This window comes from Megasphaera hutchinsoni, assembly GCF_001553405.1.
Taxonomy (GTDB): Bacteria; Bacillota; Negativicutes; order Veillonellales; family Megasphaeraceae; genus Megasphaera; species Megasphaera hutchinsoni.
The window spans coordinates 310,528-322,341 of the sequence record NZ_KQ960952.1; the positions used below are offsets into that span (position 1 = coordinate 310,528).

At 36.9% G+C, this 11,814-nt stretch carries 8 protein-coding genes; 1 reads left to right on the plus strand and 7 read right to left on the minus strand.

Translation table 11 applies throughout. From position 1 onward, the window contains the following. Position 1 precedes the first annotated feature (1 nt). The 4 genes from tsf to ppk1 all read right to left on the minus strand — a co-directional run bounded on the left by tsf (position 2) and on the right by ppk1 (position 5,149). Positions 2–652, minus strand: a complete 651-nt coding sequence (tsf, locus tag HMPREF3182_RS05485; RefSeq protein WP_007392321.1) for a translation elongation factor Ts — start codon at positions 650–652, stop codon at positions 2–4. 51 nt (positions 653–703) lie between these two features. Beyond that, the gene (gene rpsB, locus HMPREF3182_RS05490; RefSeq protein WP_062485992.1) at positions 704–1,432 is read right to left on the minus strand and encodes a 30S ribosomal protein S2; all 729 of its coding nucleotides are present in this window, start codon (positions 1,430–1,432) and stop codon (positions 704–706) included. Between the two features lie 165 nt (positions 1,433–1,597). Further along, positions 1,598–2,575: a 3D domain-containing protein gene (locus HMPREF3182_RS05495; protein ID WP_062485995.1), complete on the minus strand. Its 978-nt coding sequence runs from the start codon at positions 2,573–2,575 to the stop codon at positions 1,598–1,600. A 492-nt stretch (positions 2,576–3,067) separates the two neighbouring features. After that, the gene (ppk1, locus tag HMPREF3182_RS05500) at positions 3,068–5,149 is read right to left on the minus strand and encodes a polyphosphate kinase 1 (RefSeq protein WP_062485998.1); all 2,082 of its coding nucleotides are present in this window, start codon (positions 5,147–5,149) and stop codon (positions 3,068–3,070) included. A gap of 373 nt (positions 5,150–5,522) precedes the next feature. Here ppk1 and ppx point away from each other — a divergent pair, with 373 nt between their 5' ends. Next, on the plus strand, positions 5,523–7,055 hold the full coding sequence (gene ppx, locus HMPREF3182_RS05505; RefSeq protein ID WP_062486001.1) for an exopolyphosphatase: 1,533 nt from the start codon (positions 5,523–5,525) through the stop codon (positions 7,053–7,055). A 54-nt stretch (positions 7,056–7,109) separates the two neighbouring features. Here ppx and HMPREF3182_RS05510 read toward each other — a convergent pair whose 3' ends face one another. From HMPREF3182_RS05510 to HMPREF3182_RS05520, 3 genes are all read right to left on the minus strand, one after another. Further along, positions 7,110–7,664, minus strand: coding sequence for a hypothetical protein (locus HMPREF3182_RS05510; RefSeq protein WP_062486004.1), 555 nt, complete (start codon positions 7,662–7,664; stop codon positions 7,110–7,112). A 143-nt stretch (positions 7,665–7,807) separates the two neighbouring features. After that, positions 7,808–8,116: a YerC/YecD family TrpR-related protein gene (locus HMPREF3182_RS05515; protein ID WP_007392409.1), complete on the minus strand. Its 309-nt coding sequence runs from the start codon at positions 8,114–8,116 to the stop codon at positions 7,808–7,810. A 75-nt stretch (positions 8,117–8,191) separates the two neighbouring features. Further along, a complete protein-coding gene (locus HMPREF3182_RS05520; RefSeq protein WP_062486007.1) occupies positions 8,192–11,797 on the minus strand; it encodes a PolC-type DNA polymerase III in 3,606 nt (1,201 codons plus the stop codon). Positions 11,798–11,814 lie beyond the last annotated feature (17 nt).

Consider the following 11,814-nt stretch of genomic DNA (forward strand, 5'->3'; position numbering starts at 1 on the left):
CTTATTTTTTAACTTGTGCCATTACTTCAGAAACGAAATCATCATTGCGTTTTTCCATGCCTTCGCCCAATTCATATCGAACATATCGACGAATATCAATTTTTTCACCAATTTTAGCAATTTGTTCTGTAATGACTTGACTTATCGTCTTATCTGCATCTTTAATAAATTCTTGGTCAAGTAAACAATTTTCTTTATAATATTTTTCAATCCGGCCCACGATCATCTTATCGACAATATGTTGTGGTTTTCCTTCATTTAACGCTTGCTTCGATAATACTTCGCGTTCATGATCCAATACTTCTTGAGGTACTTCTTCACGTTTTAAATAAGCCGGTTTTGCTGCAGCAATTTGCATCGCTATATCTTTACACAAATCTTTAAAACCATCTGTCTGTGCCACAAAATCTGTTTCACAATTCACTTCTACCAATACACCAATACGACCATTTCCGTGAATATAAGAATATACTAAACCTTCTGCAGCGATACGATCTGCTTTCTTAGCAGCAGCAGCCAATCCCTTTTCTCGTAAAAAATCAATGGCCTTGTCTAAATCTCCATCCGTAGCACTTAAAGCTTTTTTACAATCCATCATACCAGCGCCAGTTTTCGTTCTTAATTCTTTTACCAAACCTGCTGTAATTGCCATTCTATACAACCTCCAACTATACCATATTTACGACTAATAATTCCGATATATCTAGTTTTCTGCACTTTCTTCAGCTTGTTCGCCTGCTTCAACCTGTTCCCCTTGATTACCTTCTAATACAGCATCAGCAATTTTACCAGCTAATAATTTTACTGCACGAATAGCATCATCATTTGCGGGAATTGGATAATCAATTAAATCTGGATCACAATTTGTATCTACGGTTGCAATAATAGGAATATGCAATTTACGTGCTTCCGCTACAGCAATTTCTTCTTTCTTCGGATCGATTACAAAAAGTGCATCCGGCAACTTCTTCATTTCTTTAATACCGCCAAGATATCTATGTAATTTTTCCATTTCATGTTTTAACAAGATAACTTCTTTTTTAGGTAATACATCAAAAATACCATCAGCTTCCTGTTTTTCTAATTCTTTCAAGCGTTTCACACGTTTTTCAATCGTTTGGAAGTTAGTCAACATACCGCCCAACCAACGTTCATTAACGAAAAATTGATTGCACCGTTCAGCTTCACTTTTAATCGAATCTTGAGCTTGCTTTTTTGTTCCTACAAAAAGCAATTTTCCGCCATTAGCTACTATGTCGCGAGCAAAATTATACGCTTCTTCCGTTTTCTTCACGGTTTTCTGCAAATCAATAATATAAATCCCATTGCGTTCTGTAAAAATAAAGCGTTTCATTTTAGGATTCCACCGACGTGTTTGATGTCCAAAATGAACACCCGCTTCTAATAATTGTTTCATTGATACTACTGCCATAATTCATTCCTCCTGTTTTTTCCGCCGTTCCTTCATCATCTGCCATCACTATTTTAAGCACAGGTACAGACTCTGTGAACGTGTGTAATATAAACCTTTGCTATTATATCACAAGAACGAGAGATAAACAAGATGTATCCCTCGTTCTTATGAATCATACTACTATTATTTTAAAATATATACAGAAACATTACGTCGCCCAAAAGTACGACACTCATTATACGTTTCCATACATAAATCAATGCGATTTCCTAAAATAGCACCACCCGTATCCTCTGCTACGGCAACACCATAACCAGGTACATATACTTTTGTACCTAGCGGAATAACACGAGGATCCACAGCTACAACCCCACGCCTCGCACGAGTTCCCATACGCGTCAGCCCCTTGCCATTACCATCAGTAGGTAGATAAGCCGTCGCCTTCATCGAAATCCGTTTCGTATATGCAGATATATTTCCTGCTCCTGTGTGAATAGCTTGTTTTGTACCAACACGACGAATTAAAGGTTTCATTTCGGTGACTACTTTTGTTTTAACCACCTCACGCGAAACTACATTTCCTTCCATCGTAATGGTTTTAATAGTTACCTTTTTAACCCCATTTTGTCCTAATTGGATCTGCTTTTCTTGCCCTTTCAGCAGCGTTTCATCAGGAATATTTTCTATGGCAAATGGAACTATTTCGTCTTCTTGGATTTCTTTTTCACTAAACGAACCAACTGTAATCGTCATACCTTTAACAACCGCTTGTTGAGGATTGCCATATGGGCGATAATGCTTGCGACTATACCCATATTGTTCTGCTACTTCCCATACCGTTTTTTTCGCTGTCATCACCTGTTTTACTTGGTCACGACAGACTAACGTCACGGGAACAGCTCTTCTCACTGTAATCGTAGTTCCATCTTCTAAATTCGGCGTAGAAAGTTCTGCTTCATCATATGGTCCCAATAGAATATTCTGTTCTCGTAATAATGCATCTTTTTTTATTGCATACGTATAGACAATCTGTTTTGCCCCATCTAATTCGATAACAACCGTTTTGCCATTTTTCACAAAACCAGTTAGCGAAACCACTAAAATAAGAGCAACAATAGTGACATACATACGAGTTATGGGCCCTTGATATCGTTTGGTCATCAAATCCCTCCTAACTGAGCCACATTCTACCAAAGACGGACACGACTGTCAATTTTACGTGGTTTACAATAAAGGGGTTAATTGGCTTTTTCATTCATTTTTCGTCTAATTGTCAACTTTATAGTACGGTTGTTTTAGCTTGTAATACTGCGTATTGAGGGAATTTGATAAAGGTTAACGTTAATCACCACTTTCATTTTAAAATTCATTTAAAAACTTCTATTTAGAATCCCTTAATTTTTATTTTTTTGATGATTTTAACTAATTTCACCCACTTTAAAATTGACGCTCTTCATATTTTTTCTTTTTCCCATTTTTATGCCCCTTTTCTCTGTCCCTCAGTAATGGACATTGCGTTTTTTTTCTTTTGACCAAGCCATTATAAGAACTTCCATTCTGCCCAAAAACTACTTATATGACCGATCATTTTTCATAAAAATAATCCATATAAAAATATCCTCTTTACCAATTTCAGTAAAAAGGATATTTCATTTAATGCTCCCTTATCGTATGTAAATGTTTGATCCGCTGTTCTGCTTCACGTTGCAGCTGTTCCTGTGCTTGTATAGGTGCTTCTCCTTTTATCCCTACATAATGATACACGCCATCAGAATCCATAATATATGACTTCGTATTATCCTGTAAATAAAGTGACAAAATTTCTTTCACCCGTTGTTTATGTGGCTCGTACTCGATAGGAACCATTAATTCAACCCGTTCATTCAAATTACGGGGCATCCAATCAGCAGAAGATAAAAATACATCCTCCTTGCCATCATTATAAAAATAAAACAACCGGCTATGCTCTAAAAATCTTCCAATAATACTACGAACCTCTATATTCTCACTAACCCCTGGTACACCGGGCCGTAACACACAAATACCACGTACAATTAATTGAATTTTAACCCCCGCTGCAGACGCTTCATACAACTTAGCAATAACCGCTTTATCTAACAATGAATTCATTTTCGCTTGAATTAATGCTTTTTTACCCGCCTTCGCATGGGCTATTTCCTGCTCGATTTCTCTATAAATATCTTCTCGCAAATGAATCGGAGCAACCGATAATTTATGCCATTTAGGTGGATCAGAATATCCCGAAAGAAAATTAAAAAAAGCGGAAGCATCCTCGCCTATTAACGAATTGGCTGTCAAAATACCTACGTCCGTATAAATACGTGCCGTTTTCCCATTATAATTTCCCGTAGCCAAATGAACATATCGCTTTATCCCATCCTCTTCACGCCGCACCACTAACGTAATTTTAGAATGGGTCTTTAAACCCACTAAACCATAAATAACATGACAACCAGCTTTTTCTAATTTCCGTGCCATATAAATATTATTTTCTTCATCAAACCGTGCTTTTACTTCCATTAGCACCGTAACTTGCTTGCCATTTTCCGCTGCCGCGGCTAAAGCTGAAATAATGGGCGACTTACTACTCACACGATATAAGGTTTGCTTAATAGCTAAAACTTTTGGATCTTCTGAAGCCAGACGAATAAATTCTTCGATTATTTCAAACTGTTCATACGGATGATGTACCATAATATCTCTTGCCAAAATTGCTTTCCATAAATCCTTTTCACCTACTTCAGCCAATTCAAAAGAAGGTTGTGGTTTATATGGAATATAATGCATTCCTTCTTCTCCCATCGTATTCGCAACAGAGAAAAATACTGTATGATCTAGCGGACCCGCAACAGTATAAATATCACGTTCTTCAAGTTGTAATTCTTTCCGCAAAAATTCTTTTACTAACCTACTAGACGTATTCGCAATTTCTAAACGTACTGCCGCCCCTTTTTTTCGTTTTTTCAAAGATTTTTCAACTTCCACTAGCACATCTTCTACATCTTCATTAATATCAAAATCGGCATCCCTAGTAACCCGAAAAGGAACTGTTTCTAAAATTTCATAACCCAAAAAAAATCGCTCTGCAAAAGCCGCCAAAATATCTTCTAAGAACAAAAATTCTCTTATTTCCGTAGATGATGGCACCTTGACAATTCGCTTAATAATTGGCGATGGCACTGGTAAAATAGCGGTTTTCACAGTGCCATCTCGTTTTTTCAATAACACCGCTAAATTTAAATTCAAACTAGCCAAAAACGGAAAAGGATGACTAGAATCCACGGCCATCGGCGTAACAACCGGATATATTTCACGTTCAAAAAAGGATTCTAACCATTTTTGTTGTTCCTCCGTCAGTGCGGATACAGGTATAAATGCGATCCCTTTATCCCGTAAACGAGCAAGAATACTACGACTATATCGATATTGAGTTTGTACCAATTCATGTGCCATCCCCTGAATTGCGGCAAATTGTTGACGTGGGGTTAATCCAGAAATATCAATATGCTTTACACCACTTTCAATTAAATGCTTTACACCAGCAACACGAATCATAAAAAACTCATCCAAATTTGATGCCGAAATAGCAATGAACTTTAATTGTTCCATAATTGGATTTGACGGAACAACCGCTTCACGTAACACCCTTTCATTAAAGGTAATCCAAGTACATTCTCGATTTAAAAAATACTCATGCGATTCATATGTAGACATGCCTATCTTCTCCCCATAGAAACGTAACGCCTATACTTCCCAAACTACTGTTAATTAATGTTATTATACCATATATATGTAATGTATTCTATTATATACACCATACAAAAAACATGTATATTATCTTTCCTGCAATAAAAAATATACTTATTATTCTTATATTATATACGTTATTGCTACATCCTCCACAAATAATCTCCTAAAAACTAAATAGAAACCAATCTCTAAATATTCCTATAAAATAGAGTTTCATAATCAAAAGTAAAATCCCCCTTATTTTCTTTCATAAAAAATAGAAAATCATCATAATACTGTGTATAATAGATACATATTAACCTATGTACATCAAAAAATAAGTCAAACGAGGTATTTCATGGAAAAACTGGCCATCATCGATATGGGTTCTAATTCTATTCGTTTTTTAGTATTGGAAATAGCTGATAATAACTCTTTTTCCTTTGTCTATCAAGAGAAAGAAACCATCCGGTTGGGATTAGGACTTGCCAAAACAGGAAAATTACGTGACGAAGGAATGCAAAAAGCCTTACAGTGTTTAACCATGTACAAACATTTAATGTCTGTCATGAATATTACGACTTGTTTAGCGGTCGCTACGGCTGCCGTGCGAAACGCTACAAACGGACAGGCTTTTTTAGAACAAATTTACACAGAAACACAAATTAAGTTAGACGTCATTTCTGGCGAAAGAGAAGCCTATTTAGGTTATTTAGGAGTTATCAATACGATAAAAGAACGAAATTTTCTTCTTTTTGATTTGGGCGGTGCAAGTATCGAGTTAACCTTAGTTCGCGATGGTTCTCCTCGTCAATCCGTTTCACTACCTATTGGTGCCGTTACCTTGATGGAGCGCTTTCAACTCCAAGACAATATCACCGAAAAGGCCTTACAAAATTGTGAAAAATACATTCGCAAAACCTTGTCCTCTATCTCTTGGTTACATAAAACTAAACTACCACTCATTGGAATTGGTGGCACTGCACGAACCTTTGCTAAAATGAACCAAAAGGCAACAAATTACGATTTTTCTAAAATTCATAATTATCATCTTTCCCTCGACCGCTTCCTTGCCCTATATACGCAAGTTGTTTCCAAACCGCATAGTCGGCGGAAAAAAATACCTGGTCTTTCAAATGATCGAGTCGATGTCATCGTTTCTGGAGCCGCTGTACTCAAAGAAGTTTTTGCTCTTGCCGAAAGCGAAGAAATGATTATCAGCGGTTGTGGCTTACGCGAAGGCATTTTTTACGAATACTACACCAAACGTTGCCATTTTCCGTCACCCCAAATTCCCAATATACTTGATTTCAGCATTACCAATTTTATTGGCACACTTGGCTCTGTTATTAATCAAGTTCACAATCAACATGTAACTGCCTTGTCCCTGCAACTCTTTGATCAATTACAATCGTTACATCACTATGGCCCAACGGAGAGACAATTACTCATGACAGCAGCACGCTTACATGATATCGGCAAAGTGATTAATTTTTATAATCACGCTAGGCATTCTGCTTTTATGATCGGCCATGCCCCATTATATGGACTTACCCATCGCGAACAACTGATCGCTGCATTTATCGCTGGTTTCCATCATGGTATTAGTCGCAAGACTTGGATTGCTTATCGGTATGCCAATATGGCTTCGCCCGAAGATTGGGTTATGATTCGTAAGCTTTCTACCCTTTTAGCTATTGCCGATGCAGCTGATATTACGTATGAACAAGTAATAACAGAATGTCATGTCACATTACAAGATAATATCGTTGTGTTAATATTAACGTCTGTTCCAGGTATTAATCACGACGCTTCTGATTCAGCCATTCATCAATATATCAAGCAATTTAAAAAAGAATTTAATACTTCTCTAGTTATTGTTTGGAAATAAGCAACATATAAAAAAGCTATACGTATACAATTATACTGCATACGTATAGCTTTTTTATATATGATCACGGCGATGAAATAAAGAACTGATTTTTTCTACAACCGATTTTGTTTCCTTCGTTTCTATGGGAAAACGATATAACGTACCTTGTTGTTCAATGAAAGAAAAAAACGAATCAATCACCTCTTCCATTTCTTCTAACGTTTCCCACGACACCTGTTCTAATAACATAATTTTTTGTTTTTCCCAATGCATTACCTGCTGTTGCAAACGAGAAAAATCATATTGGTTAATATCTTCTTGTGTATACTGAGACTGCAATATAAATAAACACTTCTGCCACCGTGATGCCGACAGAATTGGCTCTTCTGCCATCAACGTTAACAACCATTGCTCTATAATACTATCAAAAAAATAAACTAACGTAACCCACGCCGCTCGTTCATACCGACTAGCCAAAAAATCATCATGCTTATTTCCCTTCCGCCAAGCATGATTAGCACAATCACGATAAAAAACATAATCTTCCCATAAGATATTATACATTGATCCTTTACATATATTTATATCCCCATTTTTAAAAATAGTAATATCCAAGCTTGAACGCATCCTATACACTCCTTTAGATATATTCCGCATAAAGAAAAGACTCCTCATCAAGGAGTCTTTTCTTTATGCACTGGTACTATCATACTATCACTTGATTCACTCCAAAACGAAGTAACTCTATTTATTCTATCAACAAACTGCATTTATTTCTTCTTATGAGAAGGGTATAATCGTTCTAAAATTTTATCATAACCACCCGTCCCGTATACTAAACACCGTTTAATACGGCTAATTGTAGCCGTACTAGCCCCTGTTTGTTTTACAATATCTTCATAAATTTCGCCCTGCTTGAGCATACGTGCTACTTCTAACCTAGCAGCTATTGCCTTAATTTCTGCAATTGTACAAATATCTTCAAAAAATTCATAGCACTCTTCCATCGTTTTAAGCTTTAAAATAGCTGCAAATAGCTGATCATTAAGAGGACCTTGTAATTTTTTATTAGTGCTCATTTATCACACCTCAAGCTTTCCTATCAATTAAATTCATGCTTATTATAATGCACACCAGCATACATGTCGATATCTTTACATTGCAAATAAATCCATTTGTTCATCATCGGGAAGCCCCCCTAAACAACCCTCTTCTGCCATTAATTCGATTAACGTCGGCCCTACTTTACCCCGAACCCGCAAATCGGCTTTAGATGTAAATAAACCGTGATTACGTGCTTCCACGATTTGTTCCGCCACATTTTCACCTAATCCCTCAACAGCAGTCAAAGGAGGTAAAATTTTCCCTTCACAGATGATAAAATGTTTCGCATGCGAACGCTGAATATCTACATTCAAAAAAGAGAACCCACGCAAGCTCATTTCCACGGCTAGCTCTAAGGCCGAGTACAAGTCTTGCTCTATTTTCGATGCGGCATTTCCTTTGGCGGCAATCGTTTTCATCACATGTTTTTGTGTTTCCAATCCGTGAATCATCGCCGACAACTTAAAGGCCTTTGCACGAATGGAAAAATACGCAGCATAATAAGCTAAAGGATAGTTAATCTTAAACCAGGCGATGCGGAATGCCATCATAACATACGCTACCGCATGAGCACGTGGAAAGAGATAGCCAATTTTCTTGCAGGAATCAATAAACCATGCCGGGATATTTCCCTCTTTTAATTCATTTTCATAATTCGTTGTCTTTTCTCCTACTTTATTAACTTTATCAATGCCTTTTCCCTTGCGCACATTTTCCATAACTTTAAAACTCGTCTTAGGTGCAATGCCATGCTGAATGAGATAGTTCATAATATCATCACGTGTAGAAACGGCTTCTTTTAAAGGTACCGTTCCAGACGTAATCAAATCTTGAGCATTATTTAACCATACATCTGTTCCATGTGAAAAACCAGAAATGCGCACTAATTCAGAAAATGTTTTAGGACGTGTATCAACAAGCATCTTACGTACAAAAGATGTACCAAACTCAGGAATACCTAAACTTCCCACAGGTGAACCTAATTCTTCCGCCGTTAAGCCTAAAGCATCAGTACTAGAAAATAAACTCATCGTTTGGGGATCATCAAAAGGAATATCACGTGCATTGACTCCCGTCCAATCTTCTAACAACCGAATAACTGTTGGATCATCATGTCCTAATATATCAAGCTTTACCAATCGACCTTCAATAGAATGATAATCGAAATGAGTAGTAATAATGCCACAATCTTTTTTATTAGCTGGATATTGCACGGGCGTAAAATGATGCACATCCATATCCCGAGGAATGACCATAACGCCGCCTGGATGTTGCCCCGTCGTATTTTTAACACCTGTACACCCACTTACCAAACTATTAATGTAAGCCTCATTAACAGTAATATTTTTCGCTTCTGCCCATTTCATCACATATCCATATGCCGTTTTATCCTTAACAGCACCAATCGTGCCTGCCCTAAATACATTATCCTTACCAAAAAGTTCTTCCGTATATTTATGAGCCTTCGGATGATATTCACCAGAAAAATTAAGATCTATATCAGGTACCTTATCTCCATCAAACCCAAGGAAAATAGCAAACGGAATATTATGCCCATCCTTATGTAAAACCGTACCACAATGTGGGCAAACCTTATCAGGTAAATCAAAACCACCTCCCACTTCGCCATGCGTAAAGAATTCACTATATTGACAATAAGGGCAAACATAATGCGGTGGCAATGGATTTACTTCCGTAATATCCGCCATCGTCGCTACAAAAGACGAACCTACGGATCCACGCGAACCAACCAAATAACCATCATCATGCGAGTGCTTAACTAACTTATGCGCAATATAATATAACACACCAAACCCATTTCCTAAAATAGACGTAAATTCTTCTTCCAAGCGAGCTGTAACAATCTCGGGCAAAGGATTTCCATAAACTTGATGAGCCTTTGTATAACACATATTTTTTAATGCATCCGATGAACCAGGAATTTTTGGAAAATACAATGTTTCCTTTGGTATCGGCCGTACAGCTTCAATCATATCGTTAATTTTGTTCGTATTAGTGATAACCACTTCTTTAGCTCGATCTTCACCTAAATACGCAAATTCTTCTAACATTTCATCGGTAGTCCGGAAATACAAATCAGGTTGATACTGTGCATCTTTAAATCCTTTTCCAGTCATTAAGATTTCTCTATAAATTTTGTCTTCAGGATTTAAAAAATGTGCATCACCAGTGGCTACGGTCAATTTTCCTAAGTCATCCCCTAAGCGTAAAATCGTGCGATTAATCTGACGAAGTGCTTCCTCATCTTTCACATATCCCTCACGTAATAAAAATTCATTATTAGAAATAGGTTGAATTTCTAAATAATCATACCACGAAGCAATCTTCTTTAATTCCGCATATGGCAATTTTTTCTGCACCATGGACCGAATCAATTCCCCTGCTTCACAGGCTGTTCCCAAAATTAACCCTTCACGATACTCATTTAGCACTTTTCGTGGAATACGCGGACGTCCGCGATAAATATATTTAAGATGAGAAATACTAACTATTTTATATAAATTACGGATACCAATCTGATTTTTAGCTAAAATAATGATGTGATACGATTGATCGATATGCTCATCAAATAAATATCCTTCCATACCATAAATAACTTTTACCTGATTAGATTTATCCTGCGATATTTCTTGTAATAGTGGAAAAGACTGCACAACTCCATGATCCGTCACGGCAACAGCAGGATGACGCCATTTTTTTACCGTTTTAATCAAATCTTTAACCGTAATAAGGGCATCCATATCACTCATCACTGTATGTAAATGTAATTCAACACGCGGTGTTGGATGCTTATCTTCTCGTTCTACTGCATCATCTTCAACCAGCATAATATCTTCTACATTCAAGAGATAATCCTTTTCATACTCATCATATTGCATACTTCCACTTACCAAGACATGTGCTCCCACCACAAATTGTGCCTTAAGACTATCATACATACCTTGCGTAAGCGAATTACGGCGTTTAAACTTTCCATTCGTTTGATTTGATATCTCAAAAAAACGTTTACCACTTACCCCATTGGTCTTATCCGCCATTTGAAAGGTAAGTAAAATACGCTTAGATTTAAACTCACGAAAATCGACTTTAACCACTTTTCCCTTTAGCACAACTTTATTGTCTTCTTCTCCTAACACCTCATTAATCGCAGTAGGCTCAGCTGTAATAGCTTTGCCTAACAATACATCCGAAGTATGCTGTTCATCCGCCTTTACTTGTTTCGAAGATTGTTTTACTACTTTACAAGCATTCCAATAAGCTTCATCATAAATATCTTCGTTTTCCTTATGCACCAGATCGTAATAGTCTTCATGAGGAATATCATATTCCCCTATATTAGGCGTATTATCAAACGTAGCAATGGATTGTAATTCCTCCATCCCCTCAACTGGATTATCATCAATGGAATTCCCCTCTGGCTGAGTGTGGTGTATTTCCAATTTTCCATGAATAGCTAATACCTCAGCTACACGTGCTTGAATTTCTGTTGTAGTGACAGTAGCCGTATCAGATGTTGTATACACCCAATATTCTTCTGTCGATGGATTGACACGTATTTCTTTTATTTGTATAGATTTCTTCTCGGTGCACGGCACAACGAATGTTTTTTTAGGAACAATACGCCATACTTTCATACTACACTCCTTACCTT

What these genes read in the sequence shown, in the direction of transcription:
- tsf (WP_007392321.1), bottom strand. Translation starts at nt 652, where the DNA reads ATGGCAATTACAGCAGGTTTGGTAAAAGAATTAAGAACGAAAACTGGC.
- rpsB (WP_062485992.1), bottom strand. Translation starts at nt 1,432, where the DNA reads ATGGCAGTAGTATCAATGAAACAATTATTAGAAGCGGGTGTTCATTTT.
- HMPREF3182_RS05495 (WP_062485995.1), bottom strand. Translation starts at nt 2,575, where the DNA reads ATGACCAAACGATATCAAGGGCCCATAACTCGTATGTATGTCACTATT.
- ppk1 (WP_062485998.1), bottom strand. Translation starts at nt 5,149, where the DNA reads ATGTCTACATATGAATCGCATGAGTATTTTTTAAATCGAGAATGTACT.
- ppx (WP_062486001.1), top strand. Translation starts at nt 5,523, where the DNA reads ATGGAAAAACTGGCCATCATCGATATGGGTTCTAATTCTATTCGTTTT.
- HMPREF3182_RS05510 (WP_062486004.1), bottom strand. Translation starts at nt 7,664, where the DNA reads ATGCGTTCAAGCTTGGATATTACTATTTTTAAAAATGGGGATATAAAT.
- HMPREF3182_RS05515 (WP_007392409.1), bottom strand. Translation starts at nt 8,116, where the DNA reads ATGAGCACTAATAAAAAATTACAAGGTCCTCTTAATGATCAGCTATTT.
- HMPREF3182_RS05520 (WP_062486007.1), bottom strand. Translation starts at nt 11,797, where the DNA reads ATGAAAGTATGGCGTATTGTTCCTAAAAAAACATTCGTTGTGCCGTGC.